Here is a 20,332-nt window from a genome sequence, read left to right on the forward strand (position 1 = left end):
GTGTCGCTGTTGCTCGACATCTTCGGCTATCTCTCGGTGGTGCTGCGCGGCCTGACCCTGCTGGCACAGTCCTTCACCATCGGCGGCTTGGCATTTCTGCTGTTGCTGCTGCGCCCGCTACGGCAAAGGCTGTCCGCTGACGCGATCGTGGTCGGGAAGCGCGGCCAGCGCTTCCTGCGCCGAAGCGCATTCGGCTGGTTCGCGGTCGTGCTGGCTTCGCTCGCAGTCAACATGGGCGCGCTGATCGGGACGCTCGATCTGTCGCTCGGCGCGGCGGCGAGCGCGGATTTCGCACGCTCCGGCCTGGCTGTTGCCGCGTGCGCGCTCGGCATCGCCGTGCTCGCCCGGACCGGCAGCTGGGCCGCCTGGCGCGTCCTGACGCTGACCGTGCTGGCCGTCTCAGCGCTGCTGCTGCAGCTCAACCTGACGCACGCGGCGAGCCGGCTCGAGGTGCGCTGGCCGCTGCTCGCCGCCGACTTCCTTCACATGCTCGGCGCCGGCGTCTGGATCGGCGGCCTGCCGTATTTCATGATGGCGCTGAACGGCTGCAAGGCGGATGACGATCAGCGCAGAATCGGACGGCGCTACTCGTTGATGTCGATGGTCTCGGTGGCGGCGATCGTGCTCGGCGGCATCGTGATGGCGATCGCCTATCTCGGCTCGTTCGCGGCGATCTACGGTACGGCCTATGGTGTGATGACCTCGGCCAAGGTCGCGATGCTGCTGATGCTGCTCGCGCTCGGGGCGGGCAATTTCCTGGCTGTGGAGCGCCTGCGCCGCCGTGATCCCGCAGCGCCGCTGCTGCGGATGAAGCGCTTCGTCGAGGTCGAGCTCGGCATCGGGTTGACGGTGCTCCTGACGGCGGGCTCGCTGACGTCGCTGCCGCCGGGCATCGACCTCAGCCAGAACCGCCTGAACTGGGCCGAGATCGTCGAGCGCGCCGCGCCGCAACGGCCGCGGCTGACCAGCCCCTCGGTCGACCAGCTCACGATCTCGCAGTTGCAGGCGAGGATCGACGCCGCCGACGCGCAGCGCGTGACGGCGCCGCAAGCCTACGTGCCGGGCGAGGGCGTGATCCTGCCGCGCAGCGCCGCCGACATCGCCTGGTCGGAATACAACCACCATTGGGCCGGCATCTTCGTCGTGCTGATCGGGCTGCTCGCGCTGATCGAACGCTTCGCCTGGGGCGGCTTCGCGCGGCACTGGCCGTTGCTGTTCCTGGTGATGGCGGCGTTCCTGTTTCTCCGCGCCGACGAGATGGCCTGGCCGCTCGGCCCGATCGGCTTCTTCGCGTCGCTGCGCGATCCCGAAGTGGCGCAGCACCGGCTGTTCGTGGTGCTGATCGTCCTGTTCGGCCTGTTCGAATGGCGGGTGCGGCTGCGCGGGCAACAGGCGGGGCGGGCGGCGCTGGTGTTTCCGCTGACGGTCGCCGCCGGCGGCGCGCTGCTGCTGACCCATTCGCACGCCATCGCCAACATCAAGGATCAGCTCCTGATCGAGATGAGCCACACGCCGCTGGCGCTGTGCGGCATCATCGCCGGCTGGGCGCGCTGGCTCGAGCTGCGCCTGGACGGCCGCATCAGCCGCGCCGCCGCCTGGGTCTGGCCGGTGGCCTTCGTGCTGGTCGGGCTGATCCTGCTGGATTATCGCGAGGCGTGAGCAGCCTTACTGCTTCTGCAGGAACACGTAGTCCGCGGAATAGGCCACGCTGCGGAGTTGCCCGGCGGTCTCGCAGGCGCCCTCCAGCTTGCCGCCCGACGTGTTGATCCGCTGCACGGTGGTGACGTCCGACAGCACGCCCTTGCTGCCGCGGTGGGAGACGACGGCGAGCTTCAGCCAGGGGATGTCGTTGTCGGTGGCGCCGATGGCGGTGCCCTGGACGCGGCCGCCGACGATCGAGCCGTCCTGGTGCTCCCAGCTCGGGCCGGCGTAGTGCCGACCGACGGTCTTGCCGTCCTCGAACAGACTGGCGATCGGTTCGCGAAAGGTCCAGGCGAGCTTGCCGTCCTTGTCGGTCTTGCAGTCGTAGACCTGCGCGCCTTCGGCATGCAGCGTCAGCACGGCCTTTTCGCCGGCGGCGATCAGCGCGTCGGGAATCGTGGTCTCTGCAGCGTGGGAGGAGCCGATCTGGGCCCCGAGCAACAGCAGGGCGAGCGATGAGGTCAAGCGCATGATCAGGTTCCTCGACAGCAGGAGTGAAACAGAAACGGGCCACGCTTGTGGCGCGGCCCGTTGATAGGTGACGAAACCAGAAGGCGAAAGTGGGGAAACTTACGCCGCCATCGCCTTGGTCAGGTTCTCGGCGATCTTGTCGAGGAAGCCGGTGGTCGAGAGCCAGCGCTGATCGGCGCCGACCAGGAGCGCGAGGTCTTTGGTCATGTAGCCGGACTCGACGGTGTCGACGCAGACCTTCTCCAGGGTGGCGGCGAACTTCGCCAGTTCGGCGTTGTTGTCGAGCTTGGCGCGGTGCGACAGGCCGCGGGTCCAGGCGAAGATCGAGGCGATCGAGTTGGTCGAGGTCTCCTTGCCCTTCTGGTGCTCGCGGAAGTGGCGGGTCACCGTGCCGTGGGCCGCCTCGGCCTCGACGGTCTGGCCGTCCGGGGTCATCAGCACCGAGGTCATCAGGCCGAGCGAGCCGTAGCCCTGCGCCACGGTGTCGGACTGCACGTCGCCGTCATAGTTCTTGCAGGCCCAGACATAGCCGCCCGACCACTTCAGCGCCGCGGCGACCATGTCGTCGATCAGGCGGTGCTCATAGGTGATCTTCTTGGCCTCGAACTTGTCCTTGAACTCCTTCTCGTACACCTCCTGGAAGATGTCCTTGAAGCGGCCGTCATAGACCTTCAGGATGGTGTTCTTGGTCGACAGGTAGACCGAGTAGTTCTTGGCGAGGCCCATGTTGAGCGAGGCGCGGGCGAAGTCGTAGATCGACTCGTCGAGGTTGTACATCTCCATCGCGACGCCGGCGCCGGGCGCCTTGAAGACCTCCTTCTCGATCACGGTGCCGTCGTCGCCGACGAACTTCATCGTCAGCACGCCCTTGCCGGGGAACTTGAAGTCGGTGGCGCGGTACTGGTCGCCATAGGCGTGGCGGCCGATGATGATCGGCTTGGTCCAGCCGGGAACGAGGCGCGGCACGTTCTTGCAGATGATCGGCTCGCGGAACACGACGCCGCCGAGGATGTTGCGGATGGTGCCGTTCGGCGACTTCCACATCTCCTTGAGACCGAACTCCTTCACCCGGGCCTCGTCGGGGGTGATGGTGGCGCACTTGACGCCGACGCCGACCTTCTTGATGGCGTTGGCGGCATCGATCGTGATCTGGTCGTTGGTCTTGTCGCGGCTCTCCATCCCCAGGTCGAAATACATCAGGTCGATATCAAGGAAGGGGTTGATCAGCTTGTCCTTGATGTACTGCCAGATGATCCGGGTCATCTCGTCGCCGTCGAGCTCGACGACCGGGTTGGTCACCTTGATTTTTGCCATGATCGATGGGGCCTTCTTGGGAACAGCGCGCCAGGAATGGAAAGCGCTTGTGAAATCAAGCGCGTCATAGCACTGCTGCACCGCGGGCGGAAGCGCACCCGGTATGCGTCCGGTGCTGATTTTCGCAGCCCGCTCATGCGGTGGGCAACGGCGGCCGCGGGCCGGCCTGCCGTTTCGCGCAAACTGCAAAATTCAGGCTTAAGCCGATTATTTTGCTTGAGAATTCTCATCAGCCGGGCCAACGAGCGGGCAGGGCGCGATCGGCGCTTCAACCGGATCTGGAAGTCGAGGATTGAGCGTGTCGGGCACCGACAAGACAAAGGCGGGCGTGGAGATCGCAGGGCCAGTGGTGATCCTGGTCGAGCCGCAGCTCGGCGAGAACATCGGCATGGCCGCGCGCGCCATGGGCAATTTTGCGTTGTCGGAGCTGCGACTGGTCAACCCGCGCGACGGCTGGCCGAACATCGCCGCCCAGCGGGCGGCGGCCGGGGCCGACCACATCATCGATCATGTCCGACTGTTCGACACCCTGCCGGAGGCGATCGCCGACCTCGACCTGGTGTTCGCGACCACCGCCCGCGCCCACGACCAGGCCAAGCCGGTGATGGGACCAGAGGCGGCCGCCCGCGAGATGCAGGGCCAGATTGCCGCCGGCGGCCGGGCCGGCATCCTGTTCGGCCGCGAGCGGGCGGGGCTCACCAACGAGGAGGTCGCCCGCGCAAACCGCATCATCACCTACCCGGTCAACCCCGGCTTTGCCTCGCTGAACCTCGCCCAGGCGGTGCTGCTGATGGGCTATGAATGGTTCAAGCTGGTGACATCGGGCGCGCTGCCCTTCGCCATGCCCGAACGCTCGGAGCGCGCCGGCCAGGGACAGATGGAGGCGTTCTTCGAGAACCTGGTGCGCGAGCTCGACCGGGTCGAATTCCTGCGGCCCGCCGAGAAGCGCGAGACCATGCTGGTCAACCTGCGCAACATCTTCTTCCGCATGGAGCCGTCGCGGCAGGACATCCACACCCTGCACGGCGTGGTCATGGCGATCGCCGAGGGGCGCAAGGGGCCGGCCAAGGGCGGCGTGCTCGACAGCGAGCAGGCGACGCGCCTGCGGGCGCTGATCGCCGAGCAGGGCACGGTGGCCAACCTGCCGGATTCGCGCGGCTCGCTGCGCGGGCTGGCGCGGCTGCTCCGCCGCAACCCGACCGACGCCGAGCGCGCGCTGTGGCACGCGCTGTCGCGCGACCGCCGCTTCGCCGGCCAGTTCAAGCGCCAGACCCCGGTCGGCCGCCACATCCCCGACTTCGTCTCCTTCATCCACCGCCTCGCCATCGAGCTGGTCGGCCCCGACGAGAGCGAAGGCGTCGTCGCTGATCGCAGCGCAAGGCGGGCGTGGCTGGAAAGCCGCGACTATCGCGTCACCGAGGTGAAGGCGGCGGATGTCGAGGCGAATCTGGAGGCCGAGCTGGTGCGGCTGCAGGCGGTGATCGCCGCAGCCAAGTAGTCGCCGACGGTCGCATCGCGAGCCGCGTGGCGGCTATCAATGGCTTCGCGCGTCCGTTCATCACGCGCAAGCGTCGATTGAGTTGCCGCGTGGCATGCGCGGCCCTCGCAACTCATCCGCGCCCGGCAGGCCCCGAGTCTGCGATCTCGTTTACACCGGCTGAACGATGATTTGTGAACGCAATTCCAGATTGTGGTTCTCCCAATCGGTTCTGGTTAGATCGCAGCACCAAGAGCAAGACCTAAGGGGGCATTCATGGCTACGCGACGATGGCGCTCGATTCTGTGTTGTGCGTTGATCATCGGCTCGATCTTCGGCTTGTCGGCAAGCGCCGAACCGGCGGCACCGAAGCGGTGCACGACGGCGGCCGATCTCGGTGCCGACGAGCGCATCGCCGGCTGCACTGTCGTGATCGAGCGCGGCAAGCCGGCGACGCCGCAGGTGATCGAAGCCCGTTTCGCACGCGCCGGCGCCTACTTCCACAAGGGAGACGTCGAGCATGCGATCGACGACTACAAGATCGTCATCGAGCAGTCCTCGGCTGGTCTTCTTGCCGCATTCGATCGCGCCGCTCCTGATCTGCGCGAGAGCGAGCCGCAGCCGGGGTCGGGTTTCGGGCGGGCGTTCGGTCGCAACGGCTACCGCGCGCAGGCCTATCGCGCGCTGGGGATCGCAAGCTTCCAGGCCGGTCTCCTGGAGGAGGCGCAGGACGATTTCAGATGGCTCAGCGAGATCGATCCCCACAATGCGGAGGCGGCCTTGTGGCTGGATCTGGCGCGCCGCCGTGCCGGGCTGGGGAGCGAGCTCGCCGACCACGCGAAGCGGCTCGACATGGGTAAATGGCCGGCCCCGATCGTCCGTCTCTTCCTCGGGCAGGAAACGCCAGAGGCTGTGCTTGCGGCGGCCGACCGCGGTGCTCCCGTCACGCGCCGGGCACGGCGTTGCGAGGCGAGCTTCTTCGCCGCCGAGCTGATGCTCGACCAGAGTCGTGAGCGCGACGCCATGCAACTGATCGACCGGGCTCTCGCCGAGTGTCCGTTGACATCGCGCGAACGCTCGGTCGCCGAGGCGGAGGCGCGCGCGCTCCGCATCATGCCGTAAAAGTCATGCGGAGAGGCGCGGCAATCCCGCAGCGAGCTGTTCTCCGGCCGCATGCTTAACGCGCGCGTGCGCATTTGAGTGAAAATGCCCGGTCAAATCCGCACGCGGCGGGTTACGGAACGCTCGGGTTCGAACGGTATGGTCTGCGCATTGCCCTTTCATCGTTGCAACTGTGCGGCCTTTCATCATGAACGAAACCAGATCCGTGTTGCGGGACCTCGAGGATGCGATTGCGCGGGGGACCGCGGACAGCCGCGAGCGCGCGCTGTGGCATGCGACCGACCTGCTGATCGCGGGGCGCTACTGCGAGGAGGAGATCGCCACCTTCGGCGAGGTGATCGGCCGGCTCGCCGACGAGATCGAGATCGAAGCGCGCGCCAAGCTCGCGGATCGCCTCGCCAGGATCGAATATTCGCCGGCCAGCGTCATCCGCAAGCTCGCCTTCGACGACGAGATCTGGGTCGCCGGCCCGGTGTTGCGCGAATCCGAGCGGCTCGATGACGCCACGCTGGTCGAGAACGCCAGCACCAAGAGCCAGGACCATCTGCTCGCGATCGCCGAACGAAAGACGTTGAGCCCCGCCGTGACCGACGTGCTGGCGACGCGCGGCGACCGTGCCGTCGCCACGGCGGTGGCGCGCAATCAGGGCGCCCAGTTCTCCGGCGCCGGATTCCTGCACATGGTCAAGCGGGCCGAGAACGACTCGATTCTCGCCGAGCATCTCGGCCGCCGGCTCGACATCCCCCGCCATCTGTTCCAGCAACTGATCGCCAAGGCCTCGGACGATGTCGGCAAGCGGCTGGCAGGGGAGCGGCCGGAGCTGCTTGGCGAGATCAACAGCTCGGTCGCCAACATCGCCGGCGACCTGCAGTCGAAGTTCGGACCCGGCTCGCGCAACTACTTCGTCGCCAAGCGGACCGTGACGATCCAGCACCGCCTCGGCAATCTGCACGAGAGCACCATCGCCGGCTATGCGACCGCGCACAAGGTCGAGGAGGTGACGATCGGCCTCGCGCTGCTGTCGGGATTGCCGGTCGACGTCGTCGAGCGCGCCTTGTTCGACCGCAACCGCGAGATGCTGCTGATGCTCGCCAAGGCGCTTGGCTTTACCTGGGATACGATGATGGCGCTCGCGTTCCTCGGCGCCCGCGACCACCGCATCACGGCCGGCGAGTTGCAGGAGCTGGAGCGTGACTATGCCAAGCTCCAGTCGCTGACATCGCGCAGCGTGCTCGAATTCTATCAGTCCCGCAAGAATCCAGGCAAAGGCGGCAAGGCATCGACGCCGCGCGCCGCGGCGTATTGAACCTGCAGCGACGGACGGAGGTGATCGCGGATGAAGGGTATGGGACTTCCTCTTCGCAGAGAGCAACGGCTCGGCCATCGCGAGGCGCCTGCGGACCGCGCGGCGGCCGATGCGGCGTGGCATGTGCTCGAAGCGGCCAACGAACTCGGCGATGAGGCTGCAGTGGCCGCCTGCCGCCGCGTCATCGATGCGAGCCTCAACGGCGCGGGCGCAGACCAGGCGGACCTGAAGCTTGTGACGGAGTATTTCCGCTAGTTCTGTCGCTCGGTTCGCGGGGCAGGGCGGCTCAGACCGCAGCGAGCTGCGGGCCCGCCGCCTTGCTGTTGCGCTGGCCCGCCTTCAGCTTCGCCGGCTCGATCAGCGCCTTCGCCGCCAGCCCGGCGGTGTCCGCGACCTCGGGATTGCGCGACACCATCGCCGCCACGATCGCGCCGTCGATCAGCAGTGCAAGCTGATGCGAGAAGCTCTCCGGCTCGGCAGCGCCCATCTCACGGGCGAGCTTCTCGATATGCGCCAGCACCACTTTCTTGTGGCGCATTGCGATGGTGCGAAACTGCTTCTGGTCCTTGTCGTGCTCGCCGACCGCATTGATGAAGGGGCAGCCGTAGAAGCGCTCCTCGCCGAACCAGCTCTTCAGCGCCGGAAAGATGCGTGCCAGCTTGGTCTCGGCGTCACCGCCGCCGCTCTCCATTTCCGCGATGAACCATTCGCGCCACTGCTTGCCTTCGCTTTCCAGCACGGCGGTGACCAGCGCGGTCTTCGATCCGAACAGCTTGTAGAGTGTGGTCTTCGCGGTGCCGGCCTCGCTGATGATCGCATCGATCCCGGTGGCATTGATGCCGTTCTTGCAGAACAGCCGCGTGGCGGCGCCGAGCAGGCGGCCGCGCGCGGATTCGTCATCGCCGGCCGAGATCGTCCTCGCGATCGCCTGCTTCTTGCCGGTTTGTTTGCCCGCAACTGACTTTGCCATGCGCGCAAGCTTAATCGCTGTGCGCGTGAGTCAGCAAGACTGCTGATGTGCTCGAGGCAGCATTGCGCTCAATTTGGTCTCCGAAGGCGGCATTCTGCACTGCGCTTGGGCAGCGGAGGTGACGCAACGGCTCGCCACTTGCCGCGATGATCGCGTAAGCCGCGAGGATCACTCCGGCTTTTGATTTTCGGCCTCTCTGGCACGCTTCGTGCAGGATACAGACCGTTCGGTATCCTCATCCCAGGGAGAGAAATGAGATGACCGCTGTGGTTCAGAAGACGGCGCTGACGGGCTGCCTTGCACCCATCGACAAGAACGGGCTTGAACAGCTCATCGTCAACGGCAAGGCCAACCCCAAGGTCATCAAGACCCTGAAGTGCAAGACCGTCGCCGAGGGCAAGTTCCGCCACGCCAACTACATCCGCAACCTCGCGCCCTACATCGTCGACGAGCCGCCGGGGCTGCTCGGTGACGACACTGCGCCAAATCCGTCGGAAGCCTCGCTCGCCGCGCTCGGCTCCTGCCTGGCCGTCGGCCTGCATGCCAATGCGGTGCATCGCGGCTGGACCGTCAACAAGCTCGAGCTGGAGCTCGAGGGTGATCTCAACATCACCGCAGTCTGGGGCACCGGCGACGTCAGCGAGAAGCCGGTCGGCTTCACCGATGTCCGCGTCAAGGTCGACATGGAGTGCGAGGGCATTCCGCAGGAGGAGGTCAAGGCGCTGATCGACCACGTCAAGAAGTGGTCGCCGGTCGCCAACACCTTCACGCGTCCGGTCAATCTCGAGGTCGGGATCTGAGGCGGCCCTCGAGGTCAGCGTAGCGGAGGACGTCATGAACTCAGTAGTCTCGGGTTCACTCGGACAGCATCTGGCGCTCGATGGCGCGGGCGTCATGCCCATACCGTCGACCGTGGAGCAGGTCACGGCGATCGCGCGCAAGGAGCTCGCGCCGCTGGCCGCTGGCATCGACGCCGGGACGGTGTACCCGGCCGACGTGCTCCGCCGCTTCGGCGAGGTCGGCGCGTGGAGCAGCCACGTGCCGGACAATGGCGCGGCGGATCTCAACTGCGCGATCGACACCATCGGCGCGATCGGTGAGGTCTGCGGCGCCTCTGCCTTCATGGCGTGGTGCCAGAACACGCTGGTCTGGTACATCGCCAACTCGCCCAACAAGGCACTCGTCGGCCGTCTTCTCGACGACGCCGCGAGCGGCCGGTTGCTCGGTGGCACCGGCTTGTCCAATCCGATGAAGAGCTTCTTCGGCATCGAGAAGCTCAAGCTCAGGGGTCGCAAGGTCGAGGGCGGCTACGTCGTGCGCGGCGTGCTGCCCTGGGTCTCGAACCTCGGGCCGGACCACATGTTCGGTACGATCTTCGAGCGTGAGGACGCGCCCGGCGAGATCGTGATGTTCATCGCCGACTGTGCCGATCCGGCGGTGACCCTGCAGCCATGCCAGCCGTTCCTGGCGATGGACGGCACCGGCACCTACGGCATCCAGTTTCGCGACCTGTTCGTGCCGGACGAACTGATCCTGGCCGATCCCGCGGGGCCCTTCGTCAAGAAGATCCGCGCCGGCTTCATCCTGCTGCAGGCCGGCATGGCGCTGGGCCTGATCAAGGACTGCATCAAGATCATGCAGGAGGTCGAGGCGCCGCTCGGCCACGTCAACCGCTATCTGCCGCAGCAGCCGGTCGATTTCAGCGCGCTCGCCGATGAACTCGCGAAGGAGACGGCTGAACTCGCCAGCGATCCGTTCAACCCCGACGAGACTTATTGGCGCAAGGTCGTGGCGCTGCGCCTGCGTGCCGGCGAGGCCAGCGTCGCTGCGGCTCATGCCGCGATGCTCCATTGCGGAGCCCGCGGCTACCTCAAGGGCAATCGCGCCGAACGTCGCCTGCGCGAGGCCTATTTCGTCGCGATCGTGACTCCCGCGACCAAGCAGCTCCGCAAGATGCTCGCCGACGGCTGACGCCGGCGAGAACGGCAAACCAACAAATCCCAACCAGGAGAGGCCTGCCATGACGGACGTTCTGATTACAGCCGGCGAACTCGCTGAGTTCACCAAGACCGAGCCGTGTGTCGTGATCGACACCCGCAATCCCGATGCCTACGCCGCGGGACATCTCCCCGGCGCCGTCAACGTCCACGAGATCTTCACCTATCTCGCGACGTCCACGCCGGAAGGCATGGAGGAATTGAAGACGAAGTTTGCGGACGCGTTCGGCGCCGCCGGCCTTTCGGGCGCCGAGACCGCCGTCGTCTACGAACAGTCGATGAACTCCGGCTTCGGCCAGTCGTGCCGCGGCTATTTCCTGCTCACGATGCTCGGCTATCCCAAGGTCAAGGTGCTGCATGGCGGCTACGATGCCTGGGTGGCCGCCGGCATGCCGGTGACGACCGACGTGCCGTCGCCGGCCAAGGCCTCGTTCGCCATCGTGCCGGAGGCGGGCAGCATCCTGATCGACGCCAAGGCGATGCTGGCGGCGGTTGGCAATCCCGCTATCGCGATCCTCGACGTCCGCGATGTCGATGAGTGGATCGGCGATTCCTCCTCGCCCTACGGCAAGGATTTCTGTCCGCGCAAAGGCCGCATCCCCGGCGCCGTCTGGCTCGAATGGTACCGCATGATGAAGCCGACCGCCGAAGGCCCGCGCTTCAAGTCGAAGGACGAGATCCTCGCTGAATGCGCCACCGTCGGCATCACGGTCGACACGCCGGTTTATCTCTACTGCTTCAAGGGCGCACGGGCCTCGAACACCTTCCTGGCGCTGAAGAACGCCGGCGTGAAGGATGTGCGGATGTACTTCGGCTCGTGGAACGAGTGGTCGCGCGACCCGTCGCTGCCGATCGAGGAAGGACTTCCGATGCCGGCGATGACCAGCAAGGCGGCATAGAAGCTGCATGTTAAGCACGTCCGGCCGCTGAAAAATGCGGCCGGATGAGCAGTTCGAAGGCGCTGACAGCGCAGGTGTGACAAAGGGGCGCAGCACATGTCGATTTTCGATGATCCGTTCGATGCCGATTCACGCGTGAATGCCGGTTGTATCTGCGGCCAGCATCGCAGCCCGGCCGAACATGAGCACGCCGCGCTGGCGCTGCGCTGCGAGCCCGTGGCGGACTCCACCGAGAAGCGCTACGAGAACGTGGTCGCGTCAGCCGTGCTGCGCGCGGTGTTTCCGCAAGCTGCCACCCGCCGCGCGTTTCTGAAGTCGGTCGGCGCCGCCACCGCGCTCGCCGCAGTGTCCCAGTTCTTCCCGCTGAAGACCGCGACCGAGGCGTTCGCCGAAGCGGGCGCGCCCGAGAAGAAGGATCTCAAGGTCGGCTTCATCCCGATCACCTGCGCGACCCCGATCATCATGGCGGCGCCGCTCGGCTTCTATGCCAAGGCCGGGCTGAACGTCGAGGTCGTCAAGACCGCCGGCTGGGCCGTCATCCGCGACAAGACCATCAACAAGGAATACGACGCCTCGCACATGCTGGCGCCGATGCCGATCGCGATCTCGCTCGGCCTCGGTGCACAGCCGATCCCGTTCACCGTGCCCGCGATCGAGAACATCAACGGGCAGGGCATTACGCTTGCGATGAAGCACAAGGACAAGCGCAATCCGAAGGACTGGAAGGGCATGAAGCTCGCCATTCCGTTCGACTATTCGATGCACAACTATCTCCTGCGCTATTATCTCGCCGAGCACGGCATCGATCCCGACACCGACGTGCAACTGCGCTCGGTTCCGCCGCCGGAGATGGTCGCGAACCTGCGCGCCGACAACATCGACGGCTTCCTCGCGCCCGACAACATCTGCCAGCGCGCGATCTTTGACGGCGTCGGCTTCCTGCACATCCTGTCGAAGGAGATCTGGGACGGTCACCCCTGCTGCAGCTTCGCGGCGAGCCGCGAGTTCATCACGACGGCGCCGAACAGCTTTGCCGCTCTCACCCGCGCCATCGTCGATGCCACCGCGTACGCGTCGAAGGCTGAGAACCGCAAGCAGATCGCGGAGGCGATCGCTCCGGCGAATTACATCAATGCGCCGGTGACCGTCATGGAGCAGGTCTTGACCGGCACCTACGCCGATGGCCTCGGCGGCGTGAAGACCGATCCGAAGCGCGTCGATTTCGATCCGTTCCCGTGGCAGTCCTTCGCGGTGTGGATGCTGACGCAGATGAAGCGCTGGGGCCAGATCAAGGGCGACGTCGACTACAAGGCGGTCGCGGAGCAGATCTATCTCGCCACCGACACCCGCAAGGTCATGACCGAGATGGGCCTGACGCCGCCGACGGACTCCTACAAATCGTTCTCGGTGATGGGCAAGCCGTTCGATCCGACCAAGCCGGACGACTACGTCGCCAGCTTCAAGATCAAGAAGGCGTCGTGATGGGGGGGATGGGCGCGACGCTGCTGGCCGCGACAATCGCGATGGACACGACGCTGCCGATCAAATCATCGGTGTCGTCCCCGCGAACGCGGGGACCCATACGCCGTGAACCCGCTTGTGGCAGGAATGGCGACGACGATCTTTTTTACCAAGTCTGGACGGTGGTTATGGGTCCCTGCGTTCGCAGGGACGACACCGTGAGTGGAGCGCCGGCATGACCGCCTCTCTTCGCCTCCGCGCCGCCGTGGTTTCCATCGTGCTGCTGGCCGTGTTCCTCGGCGCCTGGCATATCGCGACGCGCAGCACGGGCGCCGCGGCCAACATGAGCCCGGAATACGCCAAGCTGATGGGCATGACGGCCACGCAGGGCAAGTCGGCGATGCCCGGGCCGCTCGATGTCGGTGCCAAGCTGTGGGAGCATCTGCGGCGGCCGTTCTACGACAATGGTCCGAACGACAAGGGGCTCGGCATCCAGCTCGCCTTCTCGCTCGGGCGGGTCATGCTCGGCTATTTGATCGCAGTCGCGGTCGCGATCCCGCTCGGCTTCCTGATCGGCATGTCGCCCTTGATGAGCAAGGCGCTCGATCCGTTCATCCAGATTCTCAAGCCCATCTCGCCGCTCGCCTGGATGCCGCTCGCGCTCTACACCATCAAGGATTCCAGCCTGTCGGCGATCTTCGTGATCTTCATCTGCTCGGTGTGGCCGATGCTCATCAACACCGCCTTCGGCGTCGCCGGCGTGCGCAAGGAATGGATCAACGTCGCCCGCACGCTCGAGGTCGGGAATTTCCGCCGGGCCTTCACGGTCATCCTGCCGGCTGCGGCGCCGACGATCCTCACCGGCATGCGGATCTCGATCGGCATCGCCTGGCTCGTCATCGTCGCCGCCGAGATGCTCGTCGGGGGCACCGGCATCGGCTACTTCGTCTGGAACGAGTGGAACAACCTCTCGATCACCAACGTGATCATCGCGATCCTGTTGATCGGCCTGGTCGGCATGGTGCTGGATCAGATCCTGGCCCGCGTGTCGCGGCTCGTGACGTTTCCGGAGTAGGGCATGATCAGGCGAACTGCTGCAAGGTGCGCAACTCCGTTCCCCTCCCCCTTGCGGGGAGGGGTCAGGGGTGGGGGTGCCCCAGGCGCGAGTCTTCGTGGGGGACCCCCCTCCCTGACCCTCCCCCACAAGGGGGGAGGGAACGGAAAGACCTTCCTATGACCGACAAGTTCATCTCCATCGAAGGGATCGCCAAGCGCTATGATGGGGCGCGCAGCACGACGATCTTCGAGAATCTCTGGCTCGCGATGGCGCGCGGCGAGTTCGTCTGCGTGATCGGGCATTCCGGCTGCGGCAAGACTACGGTGCTGAATGTTCTTGCCGGCCTCGACGTGCCGAGCGAAGGCGCCGTCATCGTCGACGGCCAGGCCATCGAAGGTCCGAGTCTCGACCGAGCGGTCATCTTCCAGAGCCATGCGCTGCTGCCGTGGCGAACGGTGCTCGGCAACGTCGCCTATGCCGTCTCGTCGAAATGGCGCAAATGGGATCGCGCCAAGGTCAAGGCGCATGCGCTGAAATACATCGAGCTCGTCGGCCTGTCCGGCTCCGAGCACAAGCGGCCGTCGGAGCTGTCCGGCGGCATGAAGCAGCGCGTCGGGATTGCCCGCGCGCTCTCGATCACGCCGAAGATCATGCTGATGGACGAGCCGTTCTCCGCGCTCGATGCGCTGACGCGCGGCACCCTGCAGGACGAGGTCCGCCGCATCTGCGTCGAGACCGGGCAGACCGTGTTCATGATCACCCACGACGTGGACGAAGCGATCTATCTCGCCGACAAGATCGTGCTGATGACCAACGGACCCGGCGCGGTGCTCGCGGAGATCGTCGAGAACCCGCTGCCGAAGGACCGGCTGCGCGGCGACCTGCATCGCCATCCGCTGTACTACGCGCTGCGCAACCATATCATCGATTTCCTGGTCAGCCGCAGCAGGACCTTCACTGCCGAGACGCCGGATCACGATCCGCGTAAGGTGCCGGTGGTGAAGATCGGGCGCAGCGAGCCGACGATCGTCGCGTCCAACCCGGTCGAGAACGACGCGCCGCAGGCGATCGCCCGCTGACGCCCAGCCGGAAGAAACCCATCAACGAAGACTTTCAAGGGAGACCAAGCATGAAGCGATCCGACCTCACCGAGAAGCTGCTCGACATCAAGCGCGAGAAGGGCTGGAGCTGGAAATACATCTGCGAGCAGATCGGCGGCTATTCCGAGGTGCTGATTGTCGGCGCCGTTCTCGGCCAGATGAAGCTGACCAAGCCGCAGGCGGCGAACGCCGGCGAGCTGTTCGGCCTGTCCAAATCCGAGATCGCGATGCTGAACGAGACGCCGATGCGCGGCGAGGGCGTGCAGATGCCGCCGACCGATCCCTTGATCTACCGCTTCTACGAGCTCGTGATGATCAACGGCCCGGCGTGGAAGGAGCTGATCCAGGAGGAATTCGGCGACGGCATCATGTCGGCGATCGACTTCGACATGGTGATGGAGCGCCTGCCCAATGCCAAGGGAGACCGCGTCAAGATCACGATGTCGGGCAAGTTCCTGCCTTACAAATATTACGGCGCCAGCGGCAACGTGCCGGAATACGGCTTCAAGGAAGAGTAAGCGAGTAGCGAATTGCGGGTAGCGAATAGGGGCAGGAGATCCCTATTCGCTACTCCCTATTCGCTATTCGCCTCTCACTGTCCCGCCTTGACCTGCGCCACGGCGGTCACCAGCAGCTCGCTCATCTTCGCGCGCACGTCCGCCTCGGTGACGGCCGCGCCCTTGGCGGTGAGGTCTCCCAGCACCTTGCGCAGCACGTCGGCATCGCCCGCTTCCTCGAAATCGGCCGCGACGACCTCCTTGGCGTAGGCGTCGGCGTCAGCGCCGGACTTGCCGAGCTTTTCGGCTGCCCACAGGCCGAGCAGCTTGTTGCGGCGGGCTTCTGCCTTGAACTTCAATTCCTCGTCATGGGCGAATTGCTTCTCGAAGGCGTCCTCGCGCTTGTCGAACGTGGTCATGGTCGGAACTTCCAGTGTTGCCGAAGAGGGTTAACCGCGCAGGCGGTTGCGGGGCGGTGGCCGCACGCCTAAATAATTGGAACATCTTGCCAATACAACGGGTACGAGGCCGCAGGGAAGGGCGGTAAAACTCCGCTCCCGAGGCCCGGATCGATTGTGCTCGGGACACCAATGAGATAGGTTTCCCACAGGCCCGGTTCTTGTTCTGTTTCCGTCCGTCCGGGCCCTCGCGGCAGCTCCGTCGTGGTCCTGTCCAAAGTCATCCGGAGCCCACCATTTCATGGATTTCAACAAAACACGGTACATCCCAATGAGCCGTCGGCGTCGCATTTATGAAGGCAAGGCCAAGGTCCTGTATGAAGGCCCCGAGCCGGGCACCCTGATCCAGCACTTCAAGGACGACGCCACCGCCTTCAATGCCAAGAAGCACCAGGTGATTGAAGGCAAGGGCGTCCTCAACAACCGGATCTCGGAGTACCTGTTTCAGCACCTCAACGACATCGGGGTTCCGACTCACTTCATCCGCCGGCTCAACATGCGCGAGCAGTTGATTCGCGAGGTCGAGATCGTGCCGCTCGAGGTCGTCGTCCGCAATGTGGCGGCGGGCTCGCTGTCGCAGCGCCTCGGCATCGAGGAAGGCACCCAGCTGCCGCGTTCGATCATCGAATTCTATTACAAGAACGACCAGCTCAACGACCCCATGGTGTCGGAGGAGCACATCACCGCGTTCGGCTGGGCGACGCCCCAGGAAATCGACGACATCATGGCGCTTGCCATTCGCGTCAACGACTTCCTGACCGGGCTTTTCCTCGGCATCGGCATCCGCCTGGTCGACTTCAAGATGGAATGCGGCCGGCTGTTCGAGAACGAGATGATGCGCATCATCGTCGCCGACGAGATTTCCCCCGATTCCTGCCGGCTGTGGGACATCAAGTCGAACGAGAAGCTCGACAAGGACCGCTTCCGTCGTGATCTTGGCGGCCTTCTGGAGGCCTATACCGAGGTCGCCAAGCGGCTCGGCATCCTCATCGAGAACGAGCGCCCGGCGGGCTCCGGCCCGGTCCTGGTCAAGAGCTAAAAGGGAACAAGACGTGAAAGCGCGTGTCACGGTGACGCTGAAATCCGGCATCCTCGATCCGCAGGGCAAGGCGATCGAGGGCGCCCTGAAATCGCTCGGCGTCGACGGCGTCGCCAGCGTGCGGCAGGGCAAGGTGTTCGACATCGAGCTCGCCGGTGCCGACAAGGCCAAGGCGGAGGCCGCCCTGAAGGCGGCCGCCGACAAGCTGCTGGCGAATACGGTGATCGAGAATTACCGGGTGGAGTTGCTGGGGTAGGCAATGGCCGTGATCGACCGCGAGATCTACGAGCTTCTGCTGGAAATCCCGCGTGATCAGGTCCGTGTCGAACATTCTGTCGATGAGCTGCTTGCTGGTGCGCGAGCGTTGAACAGAGAGCTCTCGTCGGACTCACACACTCTCGCGACGCTGCGAGGGGATCATTATCGAGCAAACACGTAGCATCATGAAATCCGCCGTCCTCGTCTTCCCCGGCATCAACCGCGAACGCGACATGGCCCGCGCGCTGCGCATGATCTCCGGCCATGAGCCTGCGATGGTCTGGCACGCCGAGACGTCGCTGCCGAAGGGCACCGACCTCGTCGTGGTGCCCGGCGGCTTCTCCTATGGCGACTATCTGCGCTGTGGCGCGATCGCGGCACGGGCCCCGGTGATGGACGCAGTACGCGATTTCGCCGCCAAGGGCGGCTTGGTGCTCGGCGTCTGCAACGGCTTCCAGATCCTGTGCGAGTCCGGCCTGCTGCCGGGCGTGCTGATGCGCAACGATAAGCTGAAGTTCATCTGCAAGGACGTGCATCTGCGGGTCGAGCGCTCCGATTCGCCGTTCACCCGCGGCTACAATGCGGGTCAGGTCATCCGCGTGCCGGTCGCTCACGGCGAGGGCAATTATGCGGCCGACGAGGAGACCTTGAAGCGGCTCAATGGCGATGGGCGCGTGCTCTATCGTTACTGCTCAGCCGATGGCGAGGTCGGCGACCTCAGCAACATCAATGGCGCTGCGCATTCCATCGCCGGCATCGTCAACGAGAACGGGAATGTGCTCGGCATGATGCCGCATCCCGAGAATCACGTCGAGGACATCATGGGCTGCACCGACGGCCGTGGCCTGTTCGCCGGCCTCGTCGCCCATCTCGACCGCGCGGCCTGATCGGCGGGCTGCGCCCGTGACGTTTCCGTCGGGCCGCTCGCCCGGCCCGACCCACAAACGACCGATTGGTGATCGAGGTTGCGGGACGTCCTCCATCTCCCGGATCGTCCCTGACGTCCGTCCTGCCTGCCACTTCCTCGATCCCGACGGTGCCTTGATGTCGACGCTGCCTCTCACTCAGCGCGCCCTGCGCTGGCTTCTCCTGTCCGTGTCGCTCTCGCTCGTCACGGGCGTTGGCGCCGCTCGGGCCGAGACCCCGTCGACGACGCCGTCGGTCGCCACACCGACTCTGCCGTTCACCGTGGGCGGCTGGAAACCGCAGCGGCCGAACGGCACCGATGTGACCTTCTTCCTGTGCGACGATGCGAAATGCGGCCCTGGCTCGAAGGTGAGCTACCGGCTCTACGGACCCAACACGACGATGACGATCGAGCAATTCCGCGCCTCCCAGGACCAGACCGTCAAGCTGCTCGACCAGCGCGTGCCGGGTCAGAGCACGACGATTCTGGGCGTCGAGGGCGGCAAGGGCAGCGGGCTGCCGCGCATGTTCTATGCACGGCGCCTGAAAGTGTCGCCAGGCGGAGAGAAGGAATATCAAGTGAGCGGCATGCTGTTCGGCGCGAGAGGCAGTGCCAGCCTGATCAGCTCCGCGACTGGCGAGGCGAACAGCACGGCCAACTTCAAGCAATTCGCGGTCCCGGTCATGCTTCTGCTCGCGCCACGGTCAAAATGATCGCGTGACGGCGCGCCGAAGCCGTTCATCAAAATCGTTCCGGAGTTTTTTCTCGCGCCGTCCGGCAACGCCGGGCGGCTGTTTGCGTTGTCCGCCAGCGAATGGGGCAGGGATCCAAGGAGGTTCTCATATGACGACGAAACATTGGCTGGGAACGGCCGCGATCATCCTGGCGATCGGCACGGCATCAGGTGTATCGGCGCAAGGCGACATGAAGCGCGAGGGAGGCCCGGCCGCTGCGACGGCGCACGAGGCCACGCGTCCGGCTGCCGAGGCGAAGGGAGAGGCAAAGGGCGGCGCCGCCGCGGCGGAACGTGCCGGCGCCGAGGCAAAGCAGAGCGCGCAGGAGCAGCGCCGTGGCGAGCCTTCATCCGCAGCAGGACGCGAGCAGGCTCAGGAAAGGTCCTCCGAGCGGTCGGCACATGATGCCAAGCAGAGCGCCGAGAGCAAGGGCGGTGCGGCCGCCGAGCGTGGCCGCGAGGCCAAGGAGAGCGCCGAGTCGAAGTCGTCGACTGACAGCAAGCAGGCCGACAAGCAGTCTGACAGCAAGAGCAAGGCCGAGTCGAAGCAACAGCAGGGGCGCGCCGACGAGCCGCGCAAGGGCGAGGATCGCGCCGCCGAGAGCAAGTCGGGGGCGACGGATCGGAAGTCCGACCGTGAGGCCGATCGCGCTGATCACGATAAGGACAAGACCCGGCAGAGCCAGGACGAGCGCAAGACCGGCACGTCCGACGAGGCCGCGGACAAGCAGACCGGCGACCGCAACAAGCAGGCCAACCAGCCGAACGCGGCCGACAGCAAGAACACGACCGCGCAGCAGAACCAGCCGACCGGCGCCGGTCAGCGTGATCAGACCGGGCAGGCCAACAATCAGACCCAGTCCAATGGCAGCCGCTCCAGCACGCAGGTGTCGGTCAACGAGCAGCAGAAGACCCGCGTGGTCGATCAGCTCAAGCGCGATCACGACTTCGACCAGGCGCGCACCAATCTCAACATCAACATCAATGTCGGCGAGCGCCTGCCGGAGCGCGTGCGGCCGCGTCCGCTGCCGTCGGACATCGTGACGATCGTGCCGGAATATCGCGGCTACGAGTACACCGTGATCCATGACGAGATCGCGATCGTCGACCCGCGCAGCCGCGAGATCGTCGACGTAATCCCGCAGAACGGCATGCGCGCGGACCGCGGCTATGATCGCGGCGGCTATGGCGTCGGCTCGACCCGGATCGTGCTGTCGGACGATCAGCGCCAGATTCTGCGCCGCGCCGCCACCGAGACGGGCACTGTGGGCTCGACGACATCGTCGTCGTCCTCGTCCGGATCGAGCTGCCTGAGCCTGCGCCGCGTGCCCGATGAGCTCGCGCGCAGCAATCCGGAGCTGGCCAACTACCAGTATCTGGCGATCGGCGAGCAGGTCGTGCTGGTCGACCCGCGCGATCAGAAGGTGGTGCAGGTCATCGACCAGCAGCAGTAGGGCCGAGGCGCGGCTGCGCCTTGTCTCATCGATGGCCTCCCTTGCCGCTGCGGCATGGGGGGCCATCGAAAGATTGATTTGGACATAGCACGTCCGGCTCTGCTTCAGTTC

The 20,332-nt window shown here is 65.4% G+C and carries 22 protein-coding genes; 18 read left to right on the forward strand and 4 right to left on the reverse strand.

The window, feature by feature from the left end; all coding sequences use genetic code 11:
- A complete protein-coding gene (locus tag QX073_RS01240; protein WP_316225210.1) occupies positions 1-1,659 on the forward strand; it encodes a copper resistance D family protein in 1,659 nt (552 codons plus the stop codon).
- Positions 1,660-1,665: 6 nt separating this feature from the next.
- Here QX073_RS01240 and QX073_RS01245 read toward each other — a convergent pair whose 3' ends face one another.
- Complete coding sequence (locus tag QX073_RS01245; RefSeq protein ID WP_315714858.1) at positions 1,666-2,172, reverse strand: DUF3455 domain-containing protein; 507 nt, start codon at positions 2,170-2,172, stop codon at positions 1,666-1,668.
- A gap of 99 nt (positions 2,173-2,271) precedes the next feature.
- Entirely contained in the window at positions 2,272-3,486 is a 1,215-nt protein-coding gene (locus QX073_RS01250; protein WP_315714857.1) for an NADP-dependent isocitrate dehydrogenase, read from the reverse strand.
- A gap of 298 nt (positions 3,487-3,784) precedes the next feature.
- Between QX073_RS01250 and QX073_RS01255 the strand changes: the two genes are divergently transcribed.
- The 4 genes from QX073_RS01255 (at position 3,785) to QX073_RS01270 (ending at position 7,646) form a co-directional block, all read left to right on the forward strand.
- Positions 3,785-4,984 (forward strand): TrmJ/YjtD family RNA methyltransferase, encoded by a 1,200-nt coding sequence (locus QX073_RS01255; RefSeq protein WP_315714856.1) that lies wholly within the window; start codon positions 3,785-3,787, stop codon positions 4,982-4,984.
- A gap of 255 nt (positions 4,985-5,239) precedes the next feature.
- Positions 5,240-6,085: a hypothetical protein gene (locus tag QX073_RS01260; RefSeq protein WP_315749286.1), complete on the forward strand. Its 846-nt coding sequence runs from the start codon at positions 5,240-5,242 to the stop codon at positions 6,083-6,085.
- A gap of 187 nt (positions 6,086-6,272) precedes the next feature.
- Entirely contained in the window at positions 6,273-7,391 is a 1,119-nt protein-coding gene (locus QX073_RS01265; RefSeq protein ID WP_316225212.1) for a DUF2336 domain-containing protein, read from the forward strand.
- 39 nt (positions 7,392-7,430) lie between these two features.
- A complete protein-coding gene (locus QX073_RS01270) occupies positions 7,431-7,646 on the forward strand; it encodes a hypothetical protein (protein WP_316225214.1) in 216 nt (71 codons plus the stop codon).
- A gap of 31 nt (positions 7,647-7,677) precedes the next feature.
- Here the strand turns inward: QX073_RS01270 and QX073_RS01275 are convergent, their stop codons facing one another.
- Positions 7,678-8,361 (reverse strand): TetR/AcrR family transcriptional regulator, encoded by a 684-nt coding sequence (locus QX073_RS01275; RefSeq protein ID WP_315714852.1) that lies wholly within the window; start codon positions 8,359-8,361, stop codon positions 7,678-7,680.
- Positions 8,362-8,618: 257 nt separating this feature from the next.
- On the opposite strand from QX073_RS01275, the gene QX073_RS01280 reads away from it, so the two are divergent.
- From QX073_RS01280 to cynS, 7 genes are all read left to right on the forward strand, one after another.
- Complete coding sequence (locus QX073_RS01280) at positions 8,619-9,161, forward strand: OsmC family protein (RefSeq protein WP_315714851.1); 543 nt, start codon at positions 8,619-8,621, stop codon at positions 9,159-9,161.
- A 34-nt stretch (positions 9,162-9,195) separates the two neighbouring features.
- A complete protein-coding gene (locus QX073_RS01285) occupies positions 9,196-10,332 on the forward strand; it encodes an acyl-CoA dehydrogenase family protein (protein WP_410052350.1) in 1,137 nt (378 codons plus the stop codon).
- A gap of 49 nt (positions 10,333-10,381) precedes the next feature.
- Positions 10,382-11,257: a sulfurtransferase gene (locus QX073_RS01290; RefSeq protein WP_315714850.1), complete on the forward strand. Its 876-nt coding sequence runs from the start codon at positions 10,382-10,384 to the stop codon at positions 11,255-11,257.
- 96 nt (positions 11,258-11,353) lie between these two features.
- Positions 11,354-12,739, forward strand: a complete 1,386-nt coding sequence (locus tag QX073_RS01295) for a CmpA/NrtA family ABC transporter substrate-binding protein (protein ID WP_316192775.1) — start codon at positions 11,354-11,356, stop codon at positions 12,737-12,739.
- A 214-nt stretch (positions 12,740-12,953) separates the two neighbouring features.
- A complete protein-coding gene (ntrB, locus tag QX073_RS01300) occupies positions 12,954-13,793 on the forward strand; it encodes a nitrate ABC transporter permease (protein ID WP_315826315.1) in 840 nt (279 codons plus the stop codon).
- 158 nt (positions 13,794-13,951) lie between these two features.
- The gene (locus tag QX073_RS01305; RefSeq protein WP_316192774.1) at positions 13,952-14,854 is read left to right on the forward strand and encodes an ABC transporter ATP-binding protein; all 903 of its coding nucleotides are present in this window, start codon (positions 13,952-13,954) and stop codon (positions 14,852-14,854) included.
- Positions 14,855-14,904: 50 nt separating this feature from the next.
- A complete protein-coding gene (gene cynS, locus QX073_RS01310; protein ID WP_315749292.1) occupies positions 14,905-15,393 on the forward strand; it encodes a cyanase in 489 nt (162 codons plus the stop codon).
- Positions 15,394-15,467: 74 nt separating this feature from the next.
- Here cynS and QX073_RS01315 read toward each other — a convergent pair whose 3' ends face one another.
- The gene (locus QX073_RS01315) at positions 15,468-15,791 is read right to left on the reverse strand and encodes a DUF1476 domain-containing protein (RefSeq protein ID WP_315714845.1); all 324 of its coding nucleotides are present in this window, start codon (positions 15,789-15,791) and stop codon (positions 15,468-15,470) included.
- A 310-nt stretch (positions 15,792-16,101) separates the two neighbouring features.
- Here QX073_RS01315 and purC point away from each other — a divergent pair, with 310 nt between their 5' ends.
- The 6 genes from purC to QX073_RS01345 all read left to right on the forward strand — a co-directional run bounded on the left by purC (position 16,102) and on the right by QX073_RS01345 (position 20,221).
- Positions 16,102-16,869: a phosphoribosylaminoimidazolesuccinocarboxamide synthase gene (gene purC, locus QX073_RS01320; RefSeq protein WP_016843454.1), complete on the forward strand. Its 768-nt coding sequence runs from the start codon at positions 16,102-16,104 to the stop codon at positions 16,867-16,869.
- A gap of 13 nt (positions 16,870-16,882) precedes the next feature.
- Complete coding sequence (gene purS / locus QX073_RS01325; protein ID WP_315706343.1) at positions 16,883-17,125, forward strand: phosphoribosylformylglycinamidine synthase subunit PurS; 243 nt, start codon at positions 16,883-16,885, stop codon at positions 17,123-17,125.
- A gap of 3 nt (positions 17,126-17,128) precedes the next feature.
- Positions 17,129-17,308, forward strand: a complete 180-nt coding sequence (locus QX073_RS01330) for a hypothetical protein (protein WP_315749293.1) — start codon at positions 17,129-17,131, stop codon at positions 17,306-17,308.
- Positions 17,309-17,312: 4 nt separating this feature from the next.
- On the forward strand, positions 17,313-18,014 hold the full coding sequence (gene purQ / locus QX073_RS01335; protein ID WP_315714844.1) for a phosphoribosylformylglycinamidine synthase subunit PurQ: 702 nt from the start codon (positions 17,313-17,315) through the stop codon (positions 18,012-18,014).
- Positions 18,015-18,171: 157 nt separating this feature from the next.
- Complete coding sequence (locus QX073_RS01340; protein ID WP_315750008.1) at positions 18,172-18,747, forward strand: hypothetical protein; 576 nt, start codon at positions 18,172-18,174, stop codon at positions 18,745-18,747.
- 211 nt (positions 18,748-18,958) lie between these two features.
- A complete protein-coding gene (locus QX073_RS01345; protein WP_315750009.1) occupies positions 18,959-20,221 on the forward strand; it encodes a DUF1236 domain-containing protein in 1,263 nt (420 codons plus the stop codon).
- Positions 20,222-20,332 lie beyond the last annotated feature (111 nt).

This window comes from Bradyrhizobium sp. SZCCHNS3052, assembly GCF_032484495.1.
In the GTDB taxonomy this organism is placed as follows: domain Bacteria; phylum Pseudomonadota; class Alphaproteobacteria; order Rhizobiales; family Xanthobacteraceae; genus Bradyrhizobium.

What these genes read in the sequence shown, in the direction of transcription:
- QX073_RS01315 (WP_315714845.1), bottom strand. Translation starts at nt 15,791, where the DNA reads ATGACCACGTTCGACAAGCGCGAGGACGCCTTCGAGAAGCAATTCGCC.
- QX073_RS01340 (WP_315750008.1), top strand. Translation starts at nt 18,172, where the DNA reads ATGTCGACGCTGCCTCTCACTCAGCGCGCCCTGCGCTGGCTTCTCCTG.
- QX073_RS01280 (WP_315714851.1), top strand. Translation starts at nt 8,619, where the DNA reads ATGACCGCTGTGGTTCAGAAGACGGCGCTGACGGGCTGCCTTGCACCC.
- QX073_RS01250 (WP_315714857.1), bottom strand. Translation starts at nt 3,486, where the DNA reads ATGGCAAAAATCAAGGTGACCAACCCGGTCGTCGAGCTCGACGGCGAC.
- QX073_RS01305 (WP_316192774.1), top strand. Translation starts at nt 13,952, where the DNA reads ATGACCGACAAGTTCATCTCCATCGAAGGGATCGCCAAGCGCTATGAT.
- QX073_RS01265 (WP_316225212.1), top strand. Translation starts at nt 6,273, where the DNA reads ATGAACGAAACCAGATCCGTGTTGCGGGACCTCGAGGATGCGATTGCG.
- QX073_RS01270 (WP_316225214.1), top strand. Translation starts at nt 7,431, where the DNA reads ATGGGACTTCCTCTTCGCAGAGAGCAACGGCTCGGCCATCGCGAGGCG.
- QX073_RS01345 (WP_315750009.1), top strand. Translation starts at nt 18,959, where the DNA reads ATGAAGCGCGAGGGAGGCCCGGCCGCTGCGACGGCGCACGAGGCCACG.
- purQ (WP_315714844.1), top strand. Translation starts at nt 17,313, where the DNA reads ATGAAATCCGCCGTCCTCGTCTTCCCCGGCATCAACCGCGAACGCGAC.
- cynS (WP_315749292.1), top strand. Translation starts at nt 14,905, where the DNA reads ATGAAGCGATCCGACCTCACCGAGAAGCTGCTCGACATCAAGCGCGAG.
- ntrB (WP_315826315.1), top strand. Translation starts at nt 12,954, where the DNA reads ATGACCGCCTCTCTTCGCCTCCGCGCCGCCGTGGTTTCCATCGTGCTG.
- QX073_RS01330 (WP_315749293.1), top strand. Translation starts at nt 17,129, where the DNA reads ATGGCCGTGATCGACCGCGAGATCTACGAGCTTCTGCTGGAAATCCCG.
- QX073_RS01260 (WP_315749286.1), top strand. Translation starts at nt 5,240, where the DNA reads ATGGCTACGCGACGATGGCGCTCGATTCTGTGTTGTGCGTTGATCATC.
- QX073_RS01285 (WP_410052350.1), top strand. Translation starts at nt 9,196, where the DNA reads ATGAACTCAGTAGTCTCGGGTTCACTCGGACAGCATCTGGCGCTCGAT.
- QX073_RS01290 (WP_315714850.1), top strand. Translation starts at nt 10,382, where the DNA reads ATGACGGACGTTCTGATTACAGCCGGCGAACTCGCTGAGTTCACCAAG.
- QX073_RS01275 (WP_315714852.1), bottom strand. Translation starts at nt 8,361, where the DNA reads ATGGCAAAGTCAGTTGCGGGCAAACAAACCGGCAAGAAGCAGGCGATC.
- QX073_RS01295 (WP_316192775.1), top strand. Translation starts at nt 11,354, where the DNA reads ATGTCGATTTTCGATGATCCGTTCGATGCCGATTCACGCGTGAATGCC.
- purC (WP_016843454.1), top strand. Translation starts at nt 16,102, where the DNA reads ATGAGCCGTCGGCGTCGCATTTATGAAGGCAAGGCCAAGGTCCTGTAT.
- QX073_RS01245 (WP_315714858.1), bottom strand. Translation starts at nt 2,172, where the DNA reads ATGCGCTTGACCTCATCGCTCGCCCTGCTGTTGCTCGGGGCCCAGATC.